Source organism: Cellulomonas sp. Leaf334 (genome assembly GCF_001424195.1).
GTDB lineage: Bacteria > Actinomycetota > Actinomycetes > Actinomycetales > Cellulomonadaceae > Cellulomonas.
Window position 1 is genome coordinate 1 of sequence record NZ_LMOO01000001.1, and the last position, 25016, is coordinate 25016.

28 protein-coding genes are annotated in these 25016 nt (G+C 73.3%); 14 read left to right on the forward strand and 14 right to left on the reverse strand.

Features of this window, described 5'->3' with window-relative positions; genetic code table 11:
• Positions 1–88: 88 nt before the first annotated feature.
• The 3 genes from ASF78_RS00005 to ASF78_RS00015 all read right to left on the reverse strand — a co-directional run bounded on the left by ASF78_RS00005 (position 89) and on the right by ASF78_RS00015 (position 2696).
• The gene (locus ASF78_RS00005; protein WP_056583429.1) at positions 89–706 is read right to left on the reverse strand and encodes a dihydrofolate reductase family protein; all 618 of its coding nucleotides are present in this window, start codon (positions 704–706) and stop codon (positions 89–91) included.
• A 90-nt stretch (positions 707–796) separates the two neighbouring features.
• Complete coding sequence (locus tag ASF78_RS00010; protein WP_056583432.1) at positions 797–1927, reverse strand: epoxide hydrolase family protein; 1131 nt, start codon at positions 1925–1927, stop codon at positions 797–799.
• Between the two features lie 85 nt (positions 1928–2012).
• Positions 2013–2696, reverse strand: a complete 684-nt coding sequence (locus ASF78_RS00015) for an AraC family transcriptional regulator (RefSeq protein ID WP_056583434.1) — start codon at positions 2694–2696, stop codon at positions 2013–2015.
• Positions 2697–2810: 114 nt separating this feature from the next.
• Between ASF78_RS00015 and ASF78_RS00020 the strand changes: the two genes are divergently transcribed.
• Positions 2811–3362 carry a DUF1269 domain-containing protein gene (locus tag ASF78_RS00020; protein ID WP_056583437.1) on the forward strand — a complete coding sequence of 184 codons (552 nt, stop codon included), beginning with the start codon at positions 2811–2813 and terminating at the stop codon, positions 3360–3362.
• A 2-nt stretch (positions 3363–3364) separates the two neighbouring features.
• On the opposite strand, the gene ASF78_RS00025 is transcribed toward ASF78_RS00020, so the two are convergent.
• The gene (locus tag ASF78_RS00025) at positions 3365–3802 is read right to left on the reverse strand and encodes a DapH/DapD/GlmU-related protein (RefSeq protein ID WP_235518318.1); all 438 of its coding nucleotides are present in this window, start codon (positions 3800–3802) and stop codon (positions 3365–3367) included.
• A 116-nt stretch (positions 3803–3918) separates the two neighbouring features.
• Between ASF78_RS00025 and ASF78_RS00030 the strand changes: the two genes are divergently transcribed.
• The 4 genes from ASF78_RS00030 (at position 3919) to ASF78_RS00045 (ending at position 6738) form a co-directional block, all read left to right on the forward strand.
• Positions 3919–4341: a ChaB family protein gene (locus ASF78_RS00030; RefSeq protein ID WP_056583440.1), complete on the forward strand. Its 423-nt coding sequence runs from the start codon at positions 3919–3921 to the stop codon at positions 4339–4341.
• Positions 4338–5177, forward strand: a complete 840-nt coding sequence (locus tag ASF78_RS00035) for an alpha/beta fold hydrolase (RefSeq protein ID WP_200940496.1) — start codon at positions 4338–4340, stop codon at positions 5175–5177. Before ASF78_RS00030 ends, ASF78_RS00035 begins: the two co-directional genes overlap by 4 nt.
• A 71-nt stretch (positions 5178–5248) precedes the next feature.
• Positions 5249–5482 carry a helix-turn-helix domain-containing protein gene (locus ASF78_RS00040; protein ID WP_056583445.1) on the forward strand — a complete coding sequence of 78 codons (234 nt, stop codon included), beginning with the start codon at positions 5249–5251 and terminating at the stop codon, positions 5480–5482.
• Positions 5479–6738 carry a HipA domain-containing protein gene (locus tag ASF78_RS00045; protein ID WP_056583448.1) on the forward strand — a complete coding sequence of 420 codons (1260 nt, stop codon included), beginning with the start codon at positions 5479–5481 and terminating at the stop codon, positions 6736–6738. The genes ASF78_RS00040 and ASF78_RS00045 overlap by 4 nt, the downstream gene beginning before the upstream one ends.
• On the opposite strand, the gene ASF78_RS00050 is transcribed toward ASF78_RS00045, so the two are convergent.
• The 4 genes from ASF78_RS00050 to ASF78_RS00065 form a co-directional block, all read right to left on the reverse strand.
• Entirely contained in the window at positions 6712–7074 is a 363-nt protein-coding gene (locus ASF78_RS00050) for a cupin domain-containing protein (protein ID WP_056583451.1), read from the reverse strand. The genes ASF78_RS00045 and ASF78_RS00050 overlap by 27 nt on opposite strands.
• Entirely contained in the window at positions 7071–8426 is a 1356-nt protein-coding gene (locus tag ASF78_RS00055) for a DNA polymerase IV (RefSeq protein WP_056583455.1), read from the reverse strand. The genes ASF78_RS00050 and ASF78_RS00055 overlap by 4 nt, the downstream gene beginning before the upstream one ends.
• A gap of 30 nt (positions 8427–8456) precedes the next feature.
• Positions 8457–9155, reverse strand: a complete 699-nt coding sequence (locus ASF78_RS00060) for an alpha/beta fold hydrolase (RefSeq protein ID WP_235518319.1) — start codon at positions 9153–9155, stop codon at positions 8457–8459.
• 62 nt (positions 9156–9217) lie between these two features.
• Positions 9218–10123, reverse strand: a complete 906-nt coding sequence (locus ASF78_RS00065) for a matrixin family metalloprotease (protein ID WP_056583461.1) — start codon at positions 10121–10123, stop codon at positions 9218–9220.
• 101 nt (positions 10124–10224) lie between these two features.
• On the opposite strand from ASF78_RS00065, the gene ASF78_RS00070 reads away from it, so the two are divergent.
• Positions 10225–11115 (forward strand): aminoglycoside phosphotransferase family protein, encoded by an 891-nt coding sequence (locus ASF78_RS00070; RefSeq protein WP_056583463.1) that lies wholly within the window; start codon positions 10225–10227, stop codon positions 11113–11115.
• Here ASF78_RS00070 and ASF78_RS00075 read toward each other — a convergent pair whose 3' ends face one another.
• On the reverse strand, positions 11116–11637 hold the full coding sequence (locus ASF78_RS00075; protein WP_082494719.1) for an Lrp/AsnC family transcriptional regulator: 522 nt from the start codon (positions 11635–11637) through the stop codon (positions 11116–11118).
• Positions 11638–11737: 100 nt separating this feature from the next.
• Here ASF78_RS00075 and ald point away from each other — a divergent pair, with 100 nt between their 5' ends.
• From ald to ASF78_RS00095, 4 genes are read left to right on the forward strand one after another with little or no spacing between them, the layout of a single operon-like run.
• The gene (gene ald, locus ASF78_RS00080) at positions 11738–12856 is read left to right on the forward strand and encodes an alanine dehydrogenase (RefSeq protein ID WP_056583469.1); all 1119 of its coding nucleotides are present in this window, start codon (positions 11738–11740) and stop codon (positions 12854–12856) included.
• A 9-nt stretch (positions 12857–12865) separates the two neighbouring features.
• On the forward strand, positions 12866–13870 hold the full coding sequence (locus tag ASF78_RS00085) for an NAD(P)-dependent oxidoreductase (protein ID WP_156373985.1): 1005 nt from the start codon (positions 12866–12868) through the stop codon (positions 13868–13870).
• Between the two features lie 37 nt (positions 13871–13907).
• Entirely contained in the window at positions 13908–15992 is a 2085-nt protein-coding gene (locus ASF78_RS00090) for a M3 family metallopeptidase (protein WP_056587783.1), read from the forward strand.
• A 37-nt stretch (positions 15993–16029) separates the two neighbouring features.
• Complete coding sequence (locus tag ASF78_RS00095; protein WP_056587787.1) at positions 16030–17379, forward strand: M20/M25/M40 family metallo-hydrolase; 1350 nt, start codon at positions 16030–16032, stop codon at positions 17377–17379.
• An 87-nt stretch (positions 17380–17466) separates the two neighbouring features.
• Here ASF78_RS00095 and ASF78_RS00100 read toward each other — a convergent pair whose 3' ends face one another.
• Positions 17467–17715: a DUF5703 family protein gene (locus ASF78_RS00100; RefSeq protein WP_055915272.1), complete on the reverse strand. Its 249-nt coding sequence runs from the start codon at positions 17713–17715 to the stop codon at positions 17467–17469.
• A gap of 112 nt (positions 17716–17827) precedes the next feature.
• Between ASF78_RS00100 and ASF78_RS00105 the strand changes: the two genes are divergently transcribed.
• A complete protein-coding gene (locus ASF78_RS00105) occupies positions 17828–18124 on the forward strand; it encodes a hypothetical protein (RefSeq protein WP_056583472.1) in 297 nt (98 codons plus the stop codon).
• Here the strand turns inward: ASF78_RS00105 and ASF78_RS00110 are convergent, their stop codons facing one another.
• Positions 18125–19084 (reverse strand): aldo/keto reductase, encoded by a 960-nt coding sequence (locus tag ASF78_RS00110; protein ID WP_056583475.1) that lies wholly within the window; start codon positions 19082–19084, stop codon positions 18125–18127.
• A gap of 78 nt (positions 19085–19162) precedes the next feature.
• On the opposite strand from ASF78_RS00110, the gene ASF78_RS00115 reads away from it, so the two are divergent.
• Positions 19163–20050, forward strand: coding sequence for an undecaprenyl-diphosphate phosphatase (locus ASF78_RS00115; RefSeq protein WP_056583478.1), 888 nt, complete (start codon positions 19163–19165; stop codon positions 20048–20050).
• A 12-nt stretch (positions 20051–20062) separates the two neighbouring features.
• Here the strand turns inward: ASF78_RS00115 and ASF78_RS00120 are convergent, their stop codons facing one another.
• Positions 20063–21073 carry a CorA family divalent cation transporter gene (locus ASF78_RS00120; RefSeq protein WP_235518320.1) on the reverse strand — a complete coding sequence of 337 codons (1011 nt, stop codon included), beginning with the start codon at positions 21071–21073 and terminating at the stop codon, positions 20063–20065.
• Between the two features lie 40 nt (positions 21074–21113).
• Between ASF78_RS00120 and mshC the strand changes: the two genes are divergently transcribed.
• On the forward strand, positions 21114–22373 hold the full coding sequence (gene mshC / locus ASF78_RS00125) for a cysteine--1-D-myo-inosityl 2-amino-2-deoxy-alpha-D-glucopyranoside ligase (protein WP_056583482.1): 1260 nt from the start codon (positions 21114–21116) through the stop codon (positions 22371–22373).
• Between the two features lie 4 nt (positions 22374–22377).
• On the opposite strand, the gene ASF78_RS00130 is transcribed toward mshC, so the two are convergent.
• Positions 22378–23235 (reverse strand): PAC2 family protein, encoded by an 858-nt coding sequence (locus ASF78_RS00130; protein WP_056583485.1) that lies wholly within the window; start codon positions 23233–23235, stop codon positions 22378–22380.
• Positions 23236–23327: 92 nt separating this feature from the next.
• On the opposite strand from ASF78_RS00130, the gene ASF78_RS00135 reads away from it, so the two are divergent.
• A complete protein-coding gene (locus ASF78_RS00135; protein ID WP_056583488.1) occupies positions 23328–24020 on the forward strand; it encodes an HAD family phosphatase in 693 nt (230 codons plus the stop codon).
• Positions 24021–24024: 4 nt separating this feature from the next.
• On the opposite strand, the gene ASF78_RS00140 is transcribed toward ASF78_RS00135, so the two are convergent.
• Positions 24025–24903, reverse strand: a complete 879-nt coding sequence (locus ASF78_RS00140; RefSeq protein ID WP_056587793.1) for a PD-(D/E)XK nuclease family protein — start codon at positions 24901–24903, stop codon at positions 24025–24027.
• Positions 24904–25016 lie beyond the last annotated feature (113 nt).

The window sequence follows — 25016 nt, forward strand, 5'->3', positions numbered from 1 at the left end:
AACGCCTTCTGCAGCAGCAGCACCACGGCACCTCCCACCCGAGGACAACGTCACGACAGACGTTGCCCCTCGGGTGGGTCGAGATCTATCAGCTGTCGGCGCCGGGCACCTTGTCGGTGACGTCCTCGTACGTCTGGGTGCCGGGCAGCTCGCTGGGCGCGTAGACGAGGCGTGCGACACCCGTGGGGAAGATGTCGGAGCGCAGCAGCCGCAGGGGGTAGATGGGCTCGCCCTCGTCGAACAGCCGCTCGCCGTGGCGGGCGGCGACGGGGTGGACGAAGAGGCTGAGCTGGTCGACGAGCCGGGCGGCGAGCAGCTGCCGGACGATCGAGATCGACCCGGCGACGAGGATCTTGCCGATGGTCGGGTCCGCCTTGAGCGCGGTGACGGCCTCGACGAGGTCGCCCTGGACGGCCTCGGCGTTCCGCCAGCCGAGGTCCTGGCTGCCGCGGGTGGCGACGACCTTGCGGACGTCACCGAGCTGGGCTGCGAACGTCGCGTCCTCCCCGCCGGCGGCCTCACGGTCGGGCCACGCGCCGGCGAAGCTGTCGTACGTCACGCGCCCGAGGATCATCACGTCGACGTCCTCGTAGTCCTCGCCGACCGCGGCGCCCATGTTCTCGTCGAAGTACGGGAAGTGCCAGGCCGGGTCGATCTCGGCCACGCCGTCGAGCGAGATGAACAGGCTGGAGACGATCGTCGCCATCGGGGTCCTCCAAGGCTCGGGGCCGCGCACGAGCCGCGCGGTCGCTCGACACGATCAGACCGCACACCACCCACATCCGGCCACCCCGGCTCAGCCGACGGGCACCGCCGCGAGGAACGCGCGGATGTCCCCGGCCAGCTCGTCGGGTCGTTCCATCGCCGGGAAGTGCCCTCCCCGGGGGTGCTCGGCCCAGAACGCGAGGTGCCCGTCGGGGTCGAGGATGCGTCGCATCAGTGGCTCCTCGCCGAACGCGACCATGCCCTGGGGGCGGTCGTGCGCGCGGCCCCAGGCGACGGACGCGTGCGCGGCCTCGTAGAGCAGGTTCGCGCCGCCGTCGCCGCCCCGCCCGAACCACGCCACGGAGACGAGCGTGAGGAGGTGGTCGAGGTCGACGGCGTCCTCGGGCAGCGCGCGCTCCGGGTCGGTCCACTCGCGGACCTTCTCGACGATCCACGTCAGCTGCATGACGGGGGAGTCGGTGAGGCCGTACGCGACGCTCAGGGGCCGGGTCGTCTGCACCTGGAGGTACCCGAAGTCCTCCGCGCGGGCCGCCTTCAGGCTCTCGTGCCGGGCCTTCTCCTCGTCGGTCAGGTGGTCCGTGGGCGGGGTGTACGCGGTCGCGATGGCGCCCGGGTCGGTGGTGACCAGCGAGGCGATCACCCGGTCGCCCGCGTCGAGGCACAGCTGCTCGCTGATCCCGGCGCCGACGTCCCCGCCGACCACGGCGTACCGCTCGTAGCCGAGCGCGCGCATGATCCGGTCGAACGCCTCGGCGGTCCGGGCGATGCCCCAGCCGTGGCCCGTGAGCGGGGTGGAGAACCCGAAGCCGGGGATCGACGGCGCCACGACGTGGAACGCCGGACCGTCCTGCGGGTCGGCCAGCGCGGGCGCGAGCGCGGCGAACTCGACGAACGACGCGGGGTAGCCGTGGCACAGGAGCAGCGGTGTCGCGTGCTCGTCGCGGGACCGCACGTGCAGCCCGTGGACCGGCTGGCCGTCGACGTCGGCGAGGAACTGGGGCATGCGGTTGAGGCGTTCCTCCTGGGTGCGCCAGTCGAAGCCCGTGCGCCAGTGCTCGGCGAGACGTCGCGCGTAGGTCACCGGGGTCCCGCGCTCCCAGCCCGACGTGAGGTCGGCGGGCCAGCGGGTGCGGCCGAGCCGCTCGGCCAGGTCGTCGACCTGCGTGGTCGGGATCGCGATCTCGTACGGTCGGATGTCCATGGCGTCGGTCCTCTCCGTCGGCGTGGTGCGTGCGGTCCGAGCCAACCGGAGCGCCGACGGGGTGTCTTGAACGGGGACGACACCGTCAGACGGGCTCGTCGCGGCCCTGCGACTGACCGGGTGTGAACCCCGTCAGCCGTTTGAGCTCCCGTGTCAGGTGGGACTGGTCCGCGTACCCGAGCCGGTGGGCGACGTCCGCGATCGCCTCGCCTCGCTGCAGACGCGCGACGGCCTCGCGGGCCCGGGCGATCCGCCGCACCTCGCGCGGGCTCATCCCGGTGGCGTGCGTGAAGTGCCGCTCGACCGAGCGGGGCGACAGCGGCACCGGGCCGCCGTCGAGCGCTGCCTCCACGACGTCGTCGCGGGAGAGAAGCCCGTCGTGGGCGAACGACTCGACGAGGGCGTCGACCAGCGTGTCGTCCGTCCCGGGGAACGGCCACAGCGACCCGCCCAGGAGGAACAGGCCGGGCGAGGGCATCGGCAGCCGCTCGGTGCGGTCGCGCATCGTGCCGACGGGGACGTGCGTGAAGTAGGCACCGGGGGCGAACCGGATGCCGACGTTCCTGTTGCCGGCGGTGTAGGGCACCGGGGTGGGTTGCGTCGACGGGCCGCTGAGCAGCACGCGGTGGCCGTCGGCGGTGAGGCTGAAGATCAGGTCCCAGCGTGCGTCGGCGGACGCGAGGTACGTCCCGTCGCTCGTGTCCTGGGTGTGCCACACGACGTCGACGAACACCGACGCCGAGGCTCGCTCCTCGTAGCGGAAGCTCATGCCCGTCGAGCGTAGACCGGGCGCCGGATCCGCCCCTGTCCGCGCCTGGGGACCTGGTCTACGGTCGATATCGCACCACACCGGACATCGACTCTGCAGACCAAGGAGCTCTTCATGTCGGACGACCAGCCCACCGACGTCGTCGCCGCCCTCTCGGACGGTGCGTACACCCTCTTCGTGGCCGACTTCGCGGACACCGACACCGCTCTGGCGGCGTACGAGGCCCTCAAGTCGATCGAGGACGGCAGGACGCTCGAGATCGACGGTGTCATCGTCGTGTCGCGTGCCGCCGACGGGACGCTCGAGATCCAGAAGGCGACCGACCACAGCACCCGGCACGGCCTGACGTGGGGCGTCGTCGGGGGCGTCGCGCTCGGTCTGATCTTCCCGCCGTCGATCATCGGGAGCGCTGCGGTCCTGGGTGCCGTGGGTGCGGCGACCGGCAAGGCGCGTGAGCTCAAGCACCGCAAGGGGCTGGCGGAGGAGCTGCAGGACGCGATCCCCCCGGGGCACTCCGGCCTCCTGGCGCTGGTCTCCGACCCGGGCGCGGTCGAGATCCGCAAGGCGCTCGACAAGGCGGACGCCATCGTCGAGAAGGCGATCGACAAGGTCGAGGCGGACGAGATCAAGGCAGCCGCGGAGGCGGCCAAGGCCGAGGCCGGCTGAGTCTAGGCCGCGGTCCCGAAGTCCGTGCTGGACGACCGTCGGCGGTCACCCAGCACGACGTCGCGGTCGGCGACCCGGGCGTCGACGGCGACCCGGGCGCCGGCGGCGACGACCACGCCCGCGCCGATCCGGGCGTTCGCGCCGATCCGTGCGCCGTCGCCCACGCGTGATCCGGATCCGAGGTGCACGTTCTGGCCGATGGTGACGTCGTCGCCGATCGTCACGCCGGACTCGATCCAACAGCCGGCGCCCACCCGGGTGGCGTCGCCGAGCACGGCGTCGGCCTCGACGTACGCGGACTCGTGCACCGCCGCACCGTCGGCCACCGTCGCGGTGGTGTCGACCAGACCGCCGCCGTTCCGGTGGCGCCGGTACAGGCGGACCTCACCGTCGGCACCCTCGATCGGGACGGTGCGTCCTTGCACGTCGTCGACTGTCACGTCACGCTCCTGGTCTGCTTGTTCGCCGGTCCTGCCATCATCCGAGGCGGCCGGCCGGCCGGCCAGTGACCAAAGGCCCGCTGGCGACCGGGCGGGTCGCGGGTGACGATCGAGTCGTGCCCAAGACGACACGATCCGGAGCCGCCAGGCAGAGCGAGCTGCCGAGCACGCTGCAACGCTCCGACGAGCTCGCGCAGCGCACCTTCGCGCACGCGTACGACGCGGCGATCGAGCAGTACGACGGCGACGAGGAGCGCGCGCACCTCGTCGCCTTCGCCGCCCTCAAGCACTCCCACGAGAAGGTCGGCGACAGCTGGCGCCCGAAGGTGGAGTACGGGCCGTCGGACCAGCACGCCGAGGAGGGGTACGGCTCGGACGCGCCGACGGCCGGCGGGGTCGACGCGAACGCGAGCAAGGCGCACCTGTACGACGTCGCGACGGAGCTCGGCATCGCGGGGCGCTCGCGGATGCGCAAGGAGGAGCTCGTCGTGGCCATCGCGCAGGAGAACGACCGCCGGAGCCGGGAGGCGCTCCGGTGACGGAGCGGATGGTCGAGGTGGCCGACGGCGTCCGGCTGTGCGTCGACGTCTCCGGTGCCGGGGAGCCGTTGGTGCTCGTGCACGGCGCGGGGTGCTCGTTGGTGGCGTGGCCGGACGGTCTGGTCGACCTGCTCGGGCGGCGCCACCGGGTGCTGCGCTACGACGCGCGCGACCAGGGTCGTTCGACCACGTGGCCGGTGGGGGAGCCGGGGTACGGGATGAGCGACGTGGTGGCGGACGTGCTCGCCCTCCTGGACGACGAGGGTGTGCCGTCGGCGCACGTGCTCGGGGTGTCGGGCGGCGGGATGGTCGGGCAGCTGCTGGCGCTCGACCACCCGGCGCGGGTGGCGACCCTGACGCTGGTCAGCAGCACGCCGGGCTCGGCGGACCTGCCGGGGATGTCCGACGACCTGCGCACGTTCTTCGACGGCGGTGCCGACGAGCCCGACTGGGCGGATCGCGAGGCGGTCGTCACGTACCTGACCGAGCTTGAGCGGCCGTTCCAGCGCGGCGGCTTCGACGAGGCGCTCCAACGGGTGATCGCGGTGCGGACGGAGCGCCGGTCGAACGACCTGCGGGCGGCGACCACGAACCCGTTCCTCGTCGACCCCGGTCCACCGTGGCGGGACCGGCTCTCGGACCTCGCCGCGCCGACGCTCGTCGTCCATGGCGCGGACGACCCGCTCTTCCCCCTCGCGCACGGGGAGGCGCTGGCGCGCGAGATCCCGGACGCCGAGCTCGTGGTGTTCCCCGACGCCGGCCACGGGGTGCCGCCGCGGCGCGCGTGGCCCGAGCTCGTCGCTCGGGTGGAGCGACTCACGAATCAGTCACGATAAGGTGACATCGGTCCGATGTAACGATAGTGTGCCATGGACGCCATGACACGATATCCGCACACGGAGGACCGATGGAGACCACTCCCACCGCCTGGGCCTGGGTCACCCGCCCCACCGACCTGGGCGACTTCCTGCGCGACCGACGACAGCAGCGCGGACTGACCCAGGCCGAGCTCGCCGACGAGCTCGGCATCTCCCGTCGCTACGTCGTCGAGATCGAGCAGGGCAAGCCCAGCCTGTACACCGACCGACTCTTCGCCGTCCTGCGCGAGCTCGACATCGTGCTCAAGGCCGAACAGCGATGAACCATGCCCTCGACCTCTGGCTCTACGGCACCAGAGCCGCGACCGTCACCAGCCACGACGACCGGCTCCACCTCGTCTGGTCGGACGCCGCCGTCCAACGATGGGGGGTCGGGTCCCGCGTCGCCTCGCACCTGCTCCCGCTCGCCACCGCCGACGGGACCCACCCCGCACGCGTCAGAGCCTGGCTGGAAGGACTGCTCCCCGAAGGGCGCACGCGCACCGCGATGGCCGTCGAGCACCGCATCGACCCCGACGACACCCTCGGCGTCCTCGGCGTCTACGGCAAGGACACCGCCGGCGCACTCGTCTTCGTCGACGAAGGAGCACCCGACCCCGCCACGACCGCGCACCTCGAGCCGATCGACCGGGACCAGGTCGCCGAGATGCTGCGCCGTTCGGCGTCCTACGGGACCGCGGACGGCCGCCTCGACTCCTTGACCTCCCTCGCGGGCATGGAACCCAAGGTCGCCCTCGCCCGGCACGCCGACGGCTGGGCGCGCGTCCGCGCAGGAGCCGCGTCGACCCACATCATCAAGCTCTCCCGCCCGGCGCAGTCCCCGACCCACGACCTCATCGACACCGAGGCCGCGTCGCTCGACCTCGCCCGGCGCATCGGCCTGACCAGCGTCGACGCCACCATCGAGCAGTTCGACGACGTGCGCGCGATCGTCGTCTCGCGCTATGACCGCGTCGTGTCCGACGGGCCGACCGACCGGATCCACCAGGAGGACCTCGCCCAGGCGCTCGGGATCAGCACGTCCGACCCCGAGCGCAAGTTCCAGCGCGGACGCGCGCTCCCGTCGTACACCGCCGCCGCCCGCGTCCTCACCGACGGCGGCGCCCGCACCGACGACCTCCTGCGCCTCGTCACCTTCACCGTCGCGATCGGCAACACCGACGCGCACGCCAAGAACCATTCGTTCGTCCGGCACCCCGACGGTGCACGCCTGCACCTCGCCCCGGCCTACGACGTCTCGATGCACGAGCACACCACCGTGTCCTCCGGACGCCTCGCCCTCGACGTCGCAGGCAAGAGCACCATCGCGTCCATCACGGCCGAGGACCTCGCCGACGAAGGACGGTCCTGGGGGATGGCGCCCCAGCGGGCGCGACGGGTCGTCGCCCAGACCGTGCAGGCGCTCGACGACGCGCTCGCGGTCGTCGACCGGGACGCCCATCCGGGGGTGTCGTCCGCGGCGTGGGAGAACGTCCAGCGCCGGGCCGGGCGGCTAGCGGGGCAGCTCGCGCGTCTCTGACGTCAGGGCACCGCCGGCGTCGCCGGTGTTCTGCGTCCCGGCGAGCTCCACCAGCAGCGCCGACACCTCCTCGTCGGCCCGGGGACAGTGCTCGACGCCGCGCGGGACGACGTAGACGTCCTGCGGACCGAGCACGACGTCGCCGTCGCGCAGCTGGAGGGTCAGGACCCCGGAGACGACCACGAACATCTCGTCGGTGTCCGGGTGGGTGTGCCAGACGAACTCGCCGTGCAGCTTGACCACCTTGACCTCGTGATCGTTGAGCCGGGCGAGCAGGTGGGGCTGCCAGGGCGCGGGAACCTGGTCCAGGGCGGTCTGGATGTTGCGCAGCGTCATGCGTCGAGCGTAGGAGTCAGCGGCGGGACGAGCAGCAGCGGGTCGGTGGCCAGGTCGACCACCTGGGAGCGGGCGGGCGGGGTGTCCACGCTCTCGAACCTGACCGTCGCCTGCCGTCCCCGGACGTGCACCACCCAGCCCCGACCGAGGGTGTCGTGCTCGACGTCGAGGCCGGGGCGCGCGTTCTCCTCGGTCAGCAGCCCGAGCGCGAGCGGCACGTCGGGCACGTCGTCGACGGCGGCGGCGGGTGCGGGCTCGTCGTCGTCCCAGGGCAGGGTCAGCTGCGCATGGGGTGACAGGTTGTGGAACGAGACGCCCAGCAGCCGGACCGAGTCGTTGATGCCGGCCGCGCGTGCGGCCTGGTGCGCGGCGGCCCGCAGCTCGGCGGGCTCCGCGGTCGGCTGCGCGAGCGTGACCGACCGCGTCAGCGTCGTGAAGTCGGCGAACCGCACCTTGGCGACGACCGTCCGGGCGCCGCCCCCGTGCGCGGTCAGCCGGCGCAGCGCCTCGTCGGTGACCCGGTCGACGGCCGCGGCGATCAGGTCGGCGCCGAAGATGTCCTGCGCGAACGTCCGCTCCGCACCCACCGACTTGCGCTCCGTGCTGGGCGCGACCGGCCGGGGGTCGATGCCGCGGGCGAGGCGGAACAGGTTGACGCCCGACGACTCGCCCACCGTCATCGTGAGGATGTCGAGCGGCTGCCGCCGCAGGTCCGCGACCGTCCGGACGTCCAGCCGCTCCAGTGCCGCCGCCGTCGCCGGACCGATGCCGGGCACCGCGCGCACCGGCAGGGGCAGGAGGAAGTCGTCCTCGTCGGCGGGCTCGACCACGAGCAGGCCGTCCGGCTTGCCCGCGTCGGACGCCAGCTTCGCGACGAGCTTGGTGCGGCCGATCCCGATGGAGACCGCGAGGCCGGTGACCTCGCGGATCCGCGCGCGCACCTCGGTGGCGGCGCGGGCAGGATCGTCGGCGAAGGGGCCGGCCTCCAGGTCGACGAAGGCCTCGTCGATGCTGAGCGGCTCGACCAGCTCGGACAGCGTCGCGAGCGTGGCCATGATGAGGCGGGAGTACGCCGAGTACGCCTCGAACCGGGGGAACAGGACGGCGGCCGCGGGACTGAGCCGACGCGCACGGCTCATCGACATCGCCGAACGCGCCCCCGCCCGGCGTGCCTCGTAGGACGCCGTCGAGACGACGCCGCGCGGGCCGGTCCCCCCGACGAGCACCGGCCGACCGCGCAGGGACGGCTTGTCGCGCTGCTCGACGGCGGCGAAGAAGGAGTCCGCATCGGCGTGCAGCACGGTCGCGCGGGTCCGCAGCCGGGAGGCGTCGGCGAGCTGTGCGGGGTCCACGCCCCTACTGTGCCTCCCCGGACGGCCAGGTCACGCGAGGGCGAGGCCGCCGCGGTGCCGCAGCTCGTGCAGGGCGTCGAGCAGGATGCGGTTGAAGGCGACCGGTGCGTGGGCGTTGACGTCGTGACCCGCGCGCGGCACGACCATGAGCCGCGTGCCGGGACGGGCCTCGAGGTAGCGGCGCTCGTCGAGCCGCAGCGGGTCGCGACGACCGTTCACCAGCCAGACGGGCACCGCGGTACCGCGCAGGTCCGCCAGCGGCGAGTAGCCCGCGAGCGCGGTCAGCATGTCCGTCACCACGTGCCAGTCGGGGCCGCCGAGGCGCAGCGCCCGCGCGAGCACGCCGGAGGCGCGTCGGTAGGCGGCGAGGGGCTTGCCCTTGATCTCCGTCGAGCAGCCCGCCAGGACGACGCCCGCGATCCTGTGCTCGTTGCGGCGCGCGTACGCGAGGCTCGTGTAGCCGCCCAGGGAGAGCCCGACCAGCAGCGGGGGCTCGGTGCAGGACCGGACGGCGTCGTCGATGGCGGCCATGGCGCCGTCGAGGCTGAAGCGTTCGTGCGACCGTCGGCCGTGTCCCGGCAGGTCGATGGCCACGGTGAGGTGACCGGATCGCTCGAGCGCGTCCACCTGCCGGCGCCAGATCACGGACGAGGTCCGGGTGCCGTGCACCAGGACGATCGGGCGACGGTGGATGACGGCTCCTGACAGGGTGGCGGTGGCGACGTGCAACGGTACGTCGTCCGCCGGGGAGTTCCGGGGTGAACTCTGCGGACCGGGTGTGAAGGCTTCGGTCAGACGTCCGGTGCGCACTCGCCCGCGCCGAGAGCCGCGAGCCCGGCACGGTCACCGGTGCCGAAGACGGTCCGGGTGACGTTCGTGCTCGGGTACATGAGCTGCGTCGGGTCGTCGACGTGGTCGAGGCCGACCAGGTGGGCGACCTCGTGCGTGACGATGCCGAGCGCGGTCGCCCGGGTCTCCGGACGGGCGGCGAGCGCACCGATGTCCTCGGCGTCGAGGGTGACGGACCCGGTGACGTAGACGCTCCGTCCGGCGCGCGTGACGGAGGCCGAACCGGCGATCCCCGCGACGTCGGCGGCGAGCTCCGGGGTCTCGGCCGCAGTTGACCACACGACGAGCACGGGTGCCCAGCGGCGTCCGTACACGTCGGGCTGGTAGGCATCGCGTTCCGTGTCAGGGGCTTCCTGCGTCGGGCCGTCCTCCACGAACTGCAGACCGGTCGCGGCGGACACCTGGGCGACCGCGGTCCGGATCAGCTCCGCACCGCCGACGGGTTCGCCGTCGGGCCGGACGACGTAGTGGATCGGTCGGCACGGGCTGTAGGCGACCGGTCCGGCGCCGTCGGGCTGCATCGCGGTGAACGTGAATCCCGTGGTCGCGGTCTGACCCAGCGGCGGCGCGCCCAGGGGCGCGGCCGCCTCTTCCCGACCTGCCGGCGGACCGAGCTGGCCCGACGACCACATCCATCCGTAGGCCGCCGCGGCGACGAGCCCGGCCAGCAGCACCGTCAGGAGGACGACGCCCGGCCGCGGCCCGCGGCGCACCCGGACCGCGGGGCCGAGGAACCGCACCGCGGCCTCCTCGGCGGGGGTGCGCGGGTGCGGCAGGAGGAGGGGGTGCGGGTGGGCTCCGCGCGCGTCGACCCAAGGGTTCAGGCCCTGGGGGTCACCAGCGCTCACTGCTCCACCCCCTGCGTCCGACGTCGGTCGCCGCAGGATCGCATACGCTGCCGCGAATCCGGAACGAGCATGCGAGTGAGTGGGGGCGATCGGTGCCGGGTGTGGTCGTCCCCGCGATCCTGCGCGACGGCGTCGGCCGGACGCGCGGCGGAGCCGAGTGGATCGACCGGCTCCCGACCCTGGTCGCCGACGCCACGCGGCGGTGGGGGCTGCGTCTCGGTCCACCGTTCACCGACGGCGCTGCGTCGTGGTGCGCACCGGCCACCCGGGTCGACGGCCGACCGGTCGTCCTGAAGCTCTCGTTCCCGCACGACGAGGCGCGGCACGAGGGGGCGGCGCTGCGGGCGTGGCACGGGCACGGCGTCCCGCAGCTCCTCGCGGCGCACGAGGAGGACTGGGCGCTGCTCCTCGAACGCATCGACCCGGGCACGCCGCTGTCGCGCGCGCCGGGGAGCCCGCGCGAGCGCCTGACGGCGGCGGCGGACGTCGCCCGGTCGCTGTGGTCCGTCGGGGACGAGGTCGAGGTGCCGGCGATGGCCGACGTGTGCGCCGGCTGGGCGGACCTCCTGGAGGACCGCGGGTCGCGACGCAGGATCGACGTCGCCGATGCGGCGGACCTGCTGCGGACGCTGCCGACGTCGACGGGCGTGCTCGTCCACGGTGACCTCAACCCCGGGAACATCCTGGCGGCGGGAGGTGGGCGGTGGCTCGCCATCGACCCGAAGCCGATGCGCGGCGACCGCGCGTACGACCTGTGGCCGCTGCTCGAGCAGGTCGACGACCCGTTCGAGCACCCGGACCCGGAGGTCGTGCTGCGTGACCGTGTGGTCCTGCTCGCGGGGCTGCTCGACCTCGACCCCGGCCGGGTGGCCGCCTGGGGCTTCGCGCGCTGCACCGAGTCCGCCTTCTCGGTGTGGGACCGGCTCGGCGACGAGGCCGGCGCTCGGGCGGTCCTCGGGCAGGCCGCGGTCTGGGCGCGGGTGGCCGGCTGATCAGATCGACGCGGTCCCGGGGGCGTGCACGTGCTCGAACACCAGGCTGGTCTGCGTGTGGGCCACCTCCGGGCGGGTGCTCAGGTGTTCCAGCACGAACGCACGCAGCTCCGGCGAGTCGCGCACCGCCACGTGCACGAGCACGTCGTCGACCCCGGCGAGCAGGTACACGTCGCGCACCTCGGGCCGCTGCGCCAGCCGGTGCGCCACCTCCGTGAGGCGGGCACGCGCGGACGGCTGGAGCCGCACCGCGATCATCGCCTGCAGCCCGCGTCCCACCGCCTCCGGGTCGACCTGCGCGTGGAAGCCGCGCAGCACGCCCGACTCGCGCAGGGCCCGGACCCGGGCGTGGCACGTCGACGGGGCGATGCCGGCGAGCGCGGCGAGGTCCTTGTTGGAGATCCGCCCGTCCCGCTCCAGCTCGCCCAGCAGGCGCCGGTCGACGTCGTCGAGCTCCACCGCCCCGAACGCCATTCGGCGCGAACCGGCTGGGACGGCCTTCGACGAATCTGCGACGGACATGACGCGAATCTAGCGAATCATCCGTCATTGTCATCCGTTCGCAACACAGGAAGTTCAGAATGGTGAGATCTGCCGAAGCCCAGCCCGGACGGAGACCACCATGAAGGTCGGCATCCCCAGCGAGGTCAAGAACCACGAGTACCGCGTCGCGCTCACCCCGGCGGGCGTGCACCAGCTGGTCGGTTCCGGGCACCAGGTGCTGGTCCAGGCCGGCGCCGGGACGGGCTCGGCCATCACGGACGAGCAGTTCGCCGCCGCAGGTGCGACGATCCTCGCCGACGCCACCGAGGTGTGGGGGAGCGCCGACCTCGTCTGCAAGGTCAAGGAGCCCGTCGCGTCCGAGTACGGCCACCTGCGCGACGACCTCGTCCTGTTCACCTACCTGCACCTCGCCGCGGACCGGCCCGCGACCGACGCGCTGCTCGCGGCCGGGACCACCTCCATCGCGTACGAGACCGTGCAGCTCCCCGACGGGTCGCTGCCGCTGCTCGCCCCCATGAGCGAGGTGGCCGGGCGCCTCTCCACCCAGGTGGGCGCCTACCACCTCATGAAGAACGAGGGCGGCACCGGGGTCCTCCTCGGCGGCGTCCCCGGTGTGGACGCCGCGAAGGTGGTCGTCCTGGGCGGCGGGGTCGTCGGCCGGCACGCCGCCGAGATCGCCGTCGGGATGCGCGCCGACGTCGCCGTCCTCGACCTGTCGATGCCGCGGCTGCGGGACACGGACTCCGCGTTCGGCGGCCGCGTCCGCACCATCGCGTCCAGCGCCTACGCCATCGAGCGCGAGGTGCTCGACGCCGACCTCGTCATCGGCGCGGTGCTGGTGCCGGGGGCCCGCGCGCCGCACCTCGTCACCAACGAGCTGGTCTCCCGCATGCGACCGGGGTCCGTCCTGGTCGACGTCGCGGTCGACCAGGGCGGCTGCTTCGAGGACACCCGCGCCACCACGCACGACGACCCCACGTTCCTCGTGCACGGCTCCGTCTTCTACTGCGTCGCCAACATGCCCGGAGCCGTCCCGGTCACCTCCACGCGGGCCCTGACGAACGTGACGCTCCCGTACCTCACCGCGCTGGCGAACCTGGGGTGGACGGCGGCGACCGCGGCCGACCCGGCCCTCGGCGCGGGGCTGACCACGCACGACGGGCAGCTGTACAACCTCGCGGTCGGCCAGGCCCACGGGTACCCGACGCACGCGACCGCGGCGAGGGCCCTCGCCTAGCCTCGTCCCATGGCGACGGCACTGGTGATCGGTGGCAGCGGGCAGATCGGCCGGGCCGTGGTGCCCGCCCTGCTCGACGACGGCTGGGACGTGCGGGTGCTCGCCCGGCACGACGCGGACGTCGGCGGCGCGCGGCTCGTGCGGGGGGACCGGGAGGACCGCGACGCGCTCGACGAGGCCCTCGCGGGTGGGGTGGACGTCCTGGTCGACGTCGTCGCGTACGACGACCGGCAGGCCACCGCGCTGACCGAGCGGGCCGACCGGATCGGCTCGGCGGTCGTGATCTCCACCGCGGGCGTCTACGTCGACGACGCGGGCGACGGGTTCGAGTCCGACGAGTTCGGGTCGTTCCCCGTCCCGCTCACGGAGGACCAGCCGACCGTCGGACCGGGCCGCGACTCCTACGCCACCGGGAAGGTCGCCCTCGAGCAGGCGTGGGCGGCGTCCCCCGTGCCGACCACGGTCCTGCGCCCGGGCGCCATCCACGGCCCCGGGTGCGTCCAGCCGCGGGAGTGGACGTTCGTGAAGCGGGTGCTCGACGGTCGCGACGTCCGCGTGCTCGCCTACGACGGCCTCAGCCGCTTCCACACGACCTCGACCGCGGTCCTGGGCGAGCTGGTGCGCCTGTCCGCCCGGCAGCCGGGGGACCGGGTGCTGAACGCCGCCGACCCGCAGGCGCTCACCGTCGCCGAGATCGCCGCGGCGGTCGACGCGGTCATGGGCGTGACGTCGCGTCTGGTCACGGTGCCGGGCGGCCCGGTGGACGGGGTCGGGCTGACCCCCTGGTCGGTACCCCGTCCGCTCGTGCTCGACATGCGGCGCGCGCAGGACGAGCTCGGGTACGTCGCCCCCGGTGGGTACGCGGACACGGTCGGCGCCTGCGTCGAGTGGCTGGTCGAGGCCGCGGCCGCCCGCGACTGGCGCGAAGCCTTCCCCGGGTTCGTCCGGATGGAGGCGATGGGCGACTTCTTCGCGTACGGCGCCGAGGACGCGTTCCTCGCCCGCACGTCGTGAGGCGCGGACGACCGACCCGTCGGCGATGATGTCGGGCATGCACCCGACCGACCTCCCCGCCGACAACCCCTTCGGCGTCCCGTCCACCCTGCCCTACGGCCTCCCGGACTTCACCACGATCCGTGAGGAGCACTACCGCCCGGCCCTGCTCGCCGGGATGGCGCAGCAGCGCGCGGAGATCGACGCGATCGCGTCCGACCCCGCCGCGCCGACCGTCGAGAACACCCTGGAGGCGCTCGAACGCTCCGGCCGCCTGCTGCACCGCGCGGTCGAGTGCTTCTACAACCAGTCGAGCGCCGACTCCACCCCGGGGCTGGAAGCGATCGAGCAGGAGCTCGCGCCGCAGTTCGCCGCCCACCTCGACGCGATCTACCTCGACGCCCGCCTGTTCGCCCGTGTCTCCGCGCTGCAGGCCGACGTCGACTCCGGTGCGCTGGAGCTCGAACCGAACACGGCCTGGCTGCTGCACCGCACCCACACGAGGTTCGTGCGCTCCGGCGTCGGGCTCGACGACGCGTCCCAGGAACGGCTGCGCGCCCTGAACGCCGAGATCATGAGCCTCGAGGCCGAGTTCGGTCGCCTCCTGCTGGCGGCCACCAACGCCGCGGGCGTCCTGGTGACGGACGAGCACGAGCTGGACGGGCTGCCCGAGGACGCGCGGGACGCCGCCGCTGCCGCCGCCCGCTCGCGCGGCCACGAGGAAGGCTGGTTCCTCGAGCTCGCGCTGCCCACCCAGCAGGCCCCGCTGGCCGCGCTGCGTGACCGCGGCCTGCGGGAGCGGGTCTTCCGCGCGTCGGCCGGCCGGGGGGCGTCCGGCCCGCACGACACGCGGTCGACGCTGCTGAACCTGGCCCGCACGCGTGCCGAGCGAGCCCAGCTCCTCGGGTACGCGCACCACGCGGAGTACGTGGCCGCCGACGCGACCGCGACGACCGCGCAGGCCGTCTCGGACATCCTCGAGCGCCTCGCCCCCGTGGCCGTGGCCAACGCCCGCGCGGAGGGCGCCGACCTGGCCGAGGCGCTCGGTCGCGACCACCCGGACGCCCGCCTCGAGCCGTGGGACTGGCAGTTCTACGCCGAGCAGGTCAAGAAGGAGCGGCGTTCGCTCGACGACGCGATCCTGCGGCCGTACCTGGAGCTGGAGCGCGTGCTGGCCGACGGGGTGTTCCGCGCGGCGTCCGAGCTGTACGGGCTGACGTTCGCGGAGCGCCACGACCTGGTGGGCTACCACCCGGACGTGCGGGTGTTCGAGGTGTTCGACGCGGACGGCAGCGAGCTCGGCCTGTTCCTGGGCGACTTCTGGACCCGGGAGTCCAAGCGTGGCGGCGCGTGGATGAACAGCCTCGTGGACCAGTCGACGCTGCTCGACGAGCGGCCCGTGGTGGTGAACAACCTCAACATCCCGAAGCCGCCCGAGGGTGAGCCCACGCTGCTCACGTGGGACCTCGTGATCACGCTGTTCCACGAGTTCGGCCACGCCCTGCACGGCCTGCTCTCCGCCGTGCGGTGGCCCTCGCAGTCCGGGACCGCCGTCCCGCGGGACTTCGTCGAGTACCCGTCGCAGGTCAACGAGATGTGGGCGTGGGACCCGTCGATCCTCCGGTCGTTCACGCTGCACCACGAGACGGGCGAGCAGATGCCGTCGGAGTGGGTGGACACGCTGCTCGCGGCCCGCCAGGACGGCGAGGGGTTCGCGACCACCGAGTACCTCGCGGCCGCCCTGCTCGACCAGGCCTGGTACCGGCTGTCCCCCGAGGAGGTGCCGCGGGACGTCGACGAGGTCGAGGCGTTCGAGGCGGCCGCCCTGCAGCGCGCGGGGGTCGACTACGCCCCGGTGCCGCCGCGGTACCGCTCCACCTACTTCAACCACATCTTCGCGAGCGAGTACTCGGCCGGGTACTACTCGTACATCTGGTCCGAGGTCCTCGACGCCGACACGGTGGAGTGGTTCCGGGAGAACGGGGGACTCGACCGGACGAACGGTGACGTCTTCCGTGCGCGGCTGCTGTCGCGTGGCGGGTCGCTCGACCCGATGGCGGCGTTCCGCGACCTGCGCGGCCGTGACCCGCTGATCGACCCGCTGCTGGCCCGCCGGGGCCTGCTGGGAGCGTCCACCGGCTGACGTTCCGCCCGCTCCGGGGGCCGGTACGGTGGACGGCATGCCCGTCACCCACCCGGCCTCCGGCGCGCCCGGCAACGGTTCGCTCTCCGCGCAGGACGAGGTCGTGCAGATCTGCCGCGACCTCATCCGCTTCGACACGTCGAACTACGGCGACGGCTCCGGGCCGGGGGAACGGGCCGCCGCCGAGCACGTCATGGGGCTGCTCTCCGAGGTGGGTCTGGACCCTGAGCTCGTCGAGAGCGCGCCGGGCAGGGCGAGCGTCGTGGTGCGGCTGGAGGGTGAGGACCCGTCGCGTCCGGCGCTCGTGCTGCACGGTCACCTGGACGTCGTGCCGGCGCGGGCCGACGACTGGTCCGTGGACCCGTTCGGCGCCGAGGAGGTCGACGGCCTGGTCTGGGGCCGCGGTGCCGTGGACATGAAGGACATGGACGCGATGATCCTGTCGGTCGTGCGACAGATGGCCCGGGAGGGGCGCAAGCCGGCGCGGGACGTCGTCGTGGCGATGTTCGCGGACGAGGAGGCCGGCGGCGCGTTCGGGGCGCGATGGGCGGTCGACCACCGACCGGACCTGTTCGAGGGGGCCACGGAGGCGATCAGCGAGGTCGGCGGGTTCTCGGTCGACGTCGACGGCCGTCGGGCGTACCTGCTGCAGACCGCCGAGAAGGGCCTGTCGTGGATGCGGCTCGTCGCCGACGGTCGCGCGGGGCACGGCAGCCAGGTCAATGCCGACAACGCCGTGACGCACCTGGCCGAGGCGGTGGCGCGGCTGGGTCGGCACGCGTGGCCCTTGCAGCTGACGCCCACGGTCCGTGCGCTCCTCGACGGGGTCGCCCAGCTCACCGGGCTGCCGTTCGACCCGGAGGACCCCGAGGGTGTCGACCGGCTCGTGGCCGCTCTCGGCCCGGCGTCGAAGTTCGTCGGCGCCACCCTGCGGCACACCACCAACCCGACCCAGCTGACCGCGGGCTACAAGGCGAACGTCATCCCCGGCTCGGCGGAGGCGACGGTCGACGGCCGCTACCTGCCCGGCCTGGAGGACGAGTTCGTGCGGACCGTCGCCGAGCTGGCCGGTGGGCACGTGCGCATCGAGCGGATCCACCACGACACGGCGCTCGAGGTGCCGTTCAGCGGTGACCTCGTCGACCGCATGGTCGACTCGCTGCTGGCCGAGGACCCCGACGCGACGGTGCTCCCTTACACGCTGTCGGGGGGCACGGACAACAAGTCGCTGTCGCGGCTCGGCATCCGCGGCTACGGCTTCGCGCCGCTGCGCCTGCCCGCCGACCTCGACTTCGCCGGCATGTTCCACGGTGTCGACGAGCGCGTCCCCGCCGACGCCCTGCGCTTCGGCACCCGCGTCCTGGACAGGCTCCTGCGCACCTGCTGACCCAGCCGGACCACCAGCGCCGCGTGCTCGTCGGACGGCACAGGGAGCCGCCCGGCCGGCGGACGAGGACGTGCCGCTCGACGCGCTCTAGCCCGAGGTCTCCGCCAGGGTGCTACGCACGCGGATGATCTTGCGCCGCAGCCAGACCTTGCGCTCACCGCCGGCGAACAGGAGCGTCCGCGACAGCTCCCAGCGGCCCAGCTCGGCCTGCTCGGTCAGCATGCGGCGCGCATCGTTGCGGGACGTCGCCGCCGGGATCCGCAGCACGCGGTACTCGTACTGACCGCCTTGCGCGACCCAGTCGGGCCGCTTCGTCCGTGTCTGACCGATTGCCATTCGCCACCCCGTCCCGTGACGGCGTTCGCGCCGCGACGATAGAGAGTCCGAGCCTCGTGCCGGAGAACCTTACGCGCTGCCATTGTGCCCCGTAGACGACTACGGTCGTCGCATGACCGTCGACCCGCGTGCCGCGCTGGACCGCCTGATCGCAGCCCTCGAGGCCCACTACACCGCCGTCGCCGCACCGCACGGCGAGGACGACCCTGCGGTCGACGACGCGTACGACATCCTGGCCGACGCCTTCGAGGTGTACGACGACGCGCTCGGCACCGTCCACGGCGAGGCCACGCCGTTCTACCTCGCCGAGGAGGACGACGGTGAGGACGACGACGAGGACGAGGACGAGGACGACGAGGACTACGACGACGCGGACGTCGACGACCTCGCCGACGAGGCCAGCCGGTAGCTAGAAGCGCTCGGGATAGCCGAGCGTCGGGGCGCTGACCTCGTCGAGCGCCCTGCGCAGCTCGTCGGGCAGCACCAGGTCCTGCGCCGCGATCGAGGCGCGCAGCTGCGTCGCCGTGCGGGCACCCACGATCGCGGACGCGACCCCACGTCCCTGCACCCACGCCAGCGCCACCTCGAGCGGGGTGCGCTCCAGACCGGTGGCCGCCGTCGCCACCGCCTCGACGATCGTCGCCGACGCCCGCGCGAGATAGGGCTCGACGAAACCCGCCAGGTGCGGTGACGCGGCCCGCGAGTCGGCCGGGATGGTCCGGCGGTACTTGCCGGTCAGCACCCCGCGACCCAGCGGCGACCACGCGAGCACGCCCACCCCGAGCGCGACGGCCGCGGGCACCACCTCACGCTCGATCCCGCGCTGCAGCAGCGAGTACTCGGCCTGCACCGCGGTCAGACCGACCTCGCCCTCGAGCAGGCTCGCCGCGCGGGCCACCTGCCAGCCGGCGTGGTTGGCGAGCCCCACGTACCGGGCGCGGCCGCTGGTGACGGCCAGCCGCAGCGCGGACACCGTCTCGTCGAGCGGGGTGCGCGGGTCGGGCGTCTGCACGAGCCACAGGTCGACGTGGTCGGTCTGCAGGCGACGCAGGGACCCGTCCAGGGACGCCAGGAGGCCGCCGCGCGAGGCGTCGACCACACCGCCCGTGCTGGTGCGCCGGATGCCGGCCTTGGTGCACAGGACGACCTCGTCGCGCGGGACGACGTCGTCGAGGAGCTCACCGAGCAGCTCCTCGGCGCCCCCGTCGGCGTAGGAGGCGGACGTGTCCACCAGCGTTCCGCCCGCGTCCGTGAAGTCGCGCAGCTGCTCCGTCGCGTCGTGCGCGTCCGTGTCGCGGCTCCAGGTCATCGTGCCGAGCCCGAGCCGGGAGACCCGCAGACCCGTGCGGCCCAGGTGGCGCTGTTCCATGAGGCGCAACACTAATCGGCGCGCGCAGGTCTGCTGCGGCAACGCACCCGGCTATCGTGTCCGCTCGTGACAGAGGCCATGGGACTGGGCGAAGCGATCCTTCTGGGGCTCGTCCAGGGGTTGACCGAGTTCCTCCCGGTGTCGTCGAGCGCGCACCTGCGCATCGTCGGCGACCTGTTCGGCTCCGACCCGGGCGCCGCGTTCACCGCGATCACGCAGCTCGGCACCGAGACCGCCGTGATCCTCTACTTCCGGCGGGACATCGCCCGGATCGCCACCGCCTGGTGGCGCGCGATCCGGGGGGACCACGGCACCGACTGGCGCTCACGCGCGGGCATGCCGGTGGGGCGGCGGGCCGACCACGACGCGCTCATGGCGTGGTTCATCGCGCTCGGCTCGCTCCCGATCGTCATCCTCGGCCTGGCGTTCCAGGACGCGATCGAGCAGACGTTCCGCAACCTGTGGCTCGTCGCCCTGACGCTCGCCGGCTTCGCGCTCGTGCTCGGCTGGGCGGACGGCAGGGGAGCCAAGCAGCGCGAGCTCACCGAGCTGACCGGCAAGCACGCGCTCCAGTTCGGGTTCTGGCAGGCGCTCGCGCTCGTCCCCGGCGTGTCGCGGTCGGGTGGCACCATCACCGGCGGGTTGCTCATGGGGTACACACGCGAGGCCGCTGCGCGGTACTCGTTCCTGCTGGCGATCCCCGCCGTGTTCGGGTCGGGGCTGTTCCAGCTGGCCAAGAGCGTCGACGACTTCGGGAAGGGCGGCACCCCGGGCTTCGCTGCCACGCTCGTGGCGACGCTCGTCGCGTTCGTCGTCGGGTACCTGGTCATCATCGTGTTCCTGAAGATCGTCTCCACGTTCAGCTACAAGCCGTTCGTGTACTACCGGCTCGGCCTCGCCGCGCTCGTGGTGCTCCTGCTGCTCACGGGCGTGCTCGACGCCAACAGCGCACCCGTCACGACGTAGCGCCCGTCGCGCTCAGAGCCAGCCGGACCGCCGGAAGAGCCGGTACAGCGAGTAGCAGACGGCGCCCATCGCCGCGATCGCCAACGGGTACCCGTACGTCCACGTCAGCTCCGGCATGTGCTCGAAGTTCATGCCGTAGATGCTGGCGACCAGGGTGGGTGCCGCCGCGATGGCCGCCCAGGACGAGATCTTGCGGACGTCCTCGTTCTGCCGCACCGACACCTGCGCGAGGTGCACCGAGAGCATGTCGCTGAGCAGGTCGTCGTACCCGTCGAGGTGCTTGTCCAGACGGTCGACCCACGCCTCGGCCCGGCGCAACCACGGCTGCGAGCTGCGACGGCCGGACCCTTCCTCGGCCTCCGCCATCAGCTCGGGCAGCACCGACGTGACCGGACTCAGCGCACGACGCGCCTCCGCGATCTCGCGCTTCAGGTCGTAGATCTCCTCGACGGGACTGCTGTGCCGGCTCGTGGAGAACACCAGCCGCTCCGCGTCCGCGACGGCGTCGCCGAGGCCGATCTCGACGTCGGAGGCCTCGGCGACGAGCGTGAGGACGACGACGGCGAGGACCTGGTGGACGCCCTCGTCTGGGACTGGGAACCCGCCGGTCAGCTTGGCGAGGGCGCGGTCGAGCACGTGCGCGGCGCCGATCTCGGCCATGAGGACGACGTCGGTGCCGATGACGGTGGTCAACGCACCGGTGTGCACGTCGTGCGTGTCCTCGACGTACGACAGGGTCGGTGTCGTCAGGATCAGCTCCCCGTCCGGGGACCGGTCGAGCCGGGCACGCTGCGCGTGGTTCGGGGCCGGCGGGTGCGCACCGGGGATGCGGTGCTCGAGGAGCGTGATCGCGCGCTCGCTGATGCCGTACCGGCGCGAGGCGTCCGACAGGTCGTCCATCGAGTCCACGACCACCCACCGGGCTCCGTCGGTCCGGGCACCGTCCCCGGCGAGCTCCCACCCGTCGGACGTCTCCACGCAGACCCGCTCGCGGTGGGCGTCGGTCGATGTCTGGTGCGTCACCTGGGCATTGTGGACCTCGGAGCCCGGTTAGGCTTCCGGCGTGCTCACCTGGCCACCCCCGTACATCCCGCAGCTCCCCGGACGTGGCCTCCCGGTCCAGGTGCGGGACTCCTCGACGGACCAGCTGGTCGTCGCTGCGGCAGGCCCCGACGCCACGCTCTACGTCTGCGGGATCACGCCGTACGACGCGACCCACCTGGGACACGCCGCGACGTACGTCGCGTTCGACATCCTGGGGCGGGCGTGGCGCGACGCGGGCCACACGGTCCGGTACGCGTCCAACGTCACGGACGTCGACGACCCGCTGCTGGAGCGCGCGGCGGCGCTCGGGATCGACTGGCGGGACCTCGCCGCCGAGCAGACCCAGCTCTACGCCGAGGACATGACCGCGCTGGCCGTCATCCCGCCCGACGTCTACTCCGGCGTGGTCGAGGTCATCCCCGCGGTCGTCGAGGCCGTCGAGGTGCTGCTCGCCGCCGGTGCCGCGTACCGCGTGCCGTCGCCCGACGCGCTCGCCGACGACGGCCTGGGTGACGTCTACGCCGACCTGACGGCCGACATCGACTTCGGCGCGGTCGCTGGCCTCGACGACGACACCATGCGCACGCTCTCGGCGGAGCGCGGTGGAGACCCCGAGCGGGCCGGCAAGAGAGCGCCCCTCGACCCCTTGCTGTGGCGCCGTGAGCGCGCGGGCGAGCCCGCCTGGGACGGTGGTGCGCTCGGCCGAGGTCGTCCTGGCTGGCACATCGAGTGTGCGGTCATCGCCCGGGACGCCCTCGGGCTGCCGTTCGACGTCGAGGGCGGCGGGTCGGACCTGCAGTTCCCCCACCACGAGATGAGCACGTCGCACGCCCGGCTGCTCGACGAGGGCCGCGGGGCGCGGGTCCATCTGCACACCGGCATGGTCGGCCTCGACGGGCACAAGATGAGCAAGTCGCTGGGCAACCTCGTGCTCGTCTCCCGGCTGCGTGAGCAGGGCGTGGACCCGATGGCGGTCCGGCTGGCCATCCTGGCGCACCGCTACCGCGACGACTGGGACTGGACGGACGAGGGCCTGCGCGCCGCGCAGGAGCGCCTGGAGCACTGGCGCGCGGCCGTCTCCGGCAACGGTGGCCCCGACGCCGACGACACGCTCGCCGCCGTGCGGGCGGCGCTGGCCGACGACCTCGACACGCCCGCCGCACTGGCCGCGATCGACGCGTGGGCAGACCTGTCCCTGGCGGGCACGGCGAACCCGGTGGAGGGCGCCCCCGGCGTCATCGGCCGCACCCTCGACGCCCTCCTGGGCATCCGCCTCTGACGGGTCAGCCGCCGGTGCCCTTGTCGCGGCGGCGCAGGTAGCGCTCGAACTCCTGGGCGATGGCCTCGCCGCTCGCCTCCGGGAGGTCGGCCGTGTCCTTGGCCTCCTCCAGCTGGTGCACGTACTCGCCGATCTCGGCGTCCTCGGAGGCCAGCTCGTCGACCCCGTGCTGCCACGCGGCCGAGTCGTCGGGCAGCTCGCCCAGCGGCACCGGCTCGCCGAGCAGCTGCTCGATCCGGTGCAGGATCGCGAGCGTGGCCTTGGGCGACGGCGGGTGCGCGACGTAGTGCGGGACCGCCGCCCACAGGGACATCGCGTGCATCCCGCGCGCCGCGGCCTCGTGCTGGAGCACCCCGACGATGCCCGTCGGTCCTTCGTACGTGTTGGGCTCGAGCCGGAGGAGGTCGCGGACGCCCGCGTCCTCGCTCGTCGTGTTCACGGGGATGGGGCGCGTGTGCGGGACGTCCGCCAGCAGGGCGCCGACGGTGACGACGGTGTCGACCCCGAGCCCCGCGGCGATGTCCAGCAGCTCGGTGCAGTACCGGCGCCACCGCATGGACGGCTCGATGCCGTGCACCAGGACCACCCGCCTGCCGCTCACCGGCGCGGTCGCGACCGCGACCGCCGTCGTCGGCCAGGTGATCTCGCGACGGCCGTCGGCGCCGGGACCGACCACCGGCCGGTTGACCTGGAAGTCGTGGTACTCCTCCGGGTCCAGCTCGTCCACCTGCTCGGCGTCCCAGACCTCGTGCAGGTGCTCGAGCGCCTGGGTGGCGGCCGACCCCGCGTCGTTCCAGCCCTCGAACGCCGCGAGCAGCACGGTCTCGCGGACGGGGAGGTCGGCCGGGGAGGTCTCACTCATCGGCCCAGCGTAAGGCGCGCCGTCGCAGCGACAGCGGACGGGCCCGCCCGCGCGCGTCGGGAGGTCGTGACGGTCCCTCGTACGATGGACCGATGCCCAGCGCCTTCACCGACCTCGTCGCGCCGTCCGCCGTCCTGTGGGACATGGACGGCACCCTGATCGACACCGAGCCCTACTGGATGGCTGCCGAGACCGAGCTGGTCGAGGCGCACGGCGGTGTGTGGACGCCGCAGGACGGCCTCGCGATGGTGGGCAACCCGATGTCGGTGTGCGCCCCGATCCTGCGGGCTCGGGGCGTGGACCTGCCCGACGAGGAGATCGCCGACTTCCTCAACAGCCGGGTCGCCGCGGGCGTCGCGAGCGGGATCCCGTGGCAGCAGGGTGCGCAGGAGATCCTCGCCGCGCTGCACGACGCGGGCGTGCCGATGGCGCTCGTCACGTCCTCCTTCCGTCGGCTCGCCGAGCCGTTCGCGGCAGCGGTCGGCCTGTTCGACGTCGTCGTCAGCGGCGACGTCGTGACGCGGCCCAAGCCCGACCCGGAGCCGTACCTCACGGCGGCGCGGCTCCTGGGCGTCGACGTCGCCGACTGCGTGGCCGTCGAGGACTCGCACGCGGGCGTCGCGTCCGCCGTCGCGTCGGGCGCCCACGTCGTGGCCGTCGAGGTGATGCAGGCGCTCGCGCCGCGGCCCGGTCTGAGCCGCGTGGCGTCGCTCGCGGACCTGACCGTGCCGGACTTCGCCCGGATCGCCGGCGGTGTCGTGCTGGACCTGCGCCGCGCCAGCTGAACGCTCAGGCGGCCGGCACGACCCCGATCGACCGCTCGACCGCGCCCGCGGGGATCTCGGGCGGTGTGCCGCCGAACGCGGGGCACAGCGCCTTGAACGAGCACCAGTCGCACAGCTTCGAGGTGCGCGGTCGCCAGTCCCCGGACCTCGCCGCGTCCTCGATGCCGCCCCAGATCGAGCGCACCCGTGCCTCGACGGTCGCCATCTCCGCCTCGGTCGGCTCGTGCGTCAGGATCACGCCGTCGCCCAGGTACTCGAGCTGGAGCCGCTTGGGCAGCACGCCGCGGGTACGCCAGATGACGTACGCGTAGAACCGCATCTGGAACAGCGCGGAGCTCTCGAAGCCCGCCCGCGGTGAGCGGCCCGTCTTGTAGTCGACCACCCGGACCCACCCGTTGGGCGCGACGTCGACCCGGTCGATGATGCCGCGCAGCTGGGGACCGTCCTCGTCGAGCTCCGTGGACACCAGCAGCTCGCGTTCCCGCGGCTGGATGCGCGTAGGGTCCTCGAGCGTGAAGTACGTCGCGAGCAGCGCCTCCGCGCTGGTCAGCCACTCGGCGAGCTCCGTGGGGTCCGCGAACAGCTCGCCGATGGCGGGGGAGCGCTCGAGGAGCGTGGCCCACTGCTCGGGCAGGAGTGCGTGCGCCGCCGCCAGGGTCCGCTCGGGGGCGGGCAGGTCGAAGAGGTGCTCCAGGACCGCGTGCACGAGCGTCCCGCGCGCGGCGGCCGAGCTGGGCGGCTCGGGGAGGCGGTCGATCACCCGGAACCGGAACAGCTGCGGGCACTGCAGGAAGTCGTTCGCGCGCGACGGGGACAATCCGGGTCGCGACGGAGGTCGCACCTCGGCAGCCGCCTCGACCGCGACCTCGACCGCCTCCTCCACCGCGTCGTCCGCGAGGGTGGCCGACGGGAGGTCGGGGGTGTCCTGGTCGAGGTGCTGCACTGTCACGCCTCGAGAGTAGGCGCGGGCGCCGACACGACCGGCCAGCGACCCAC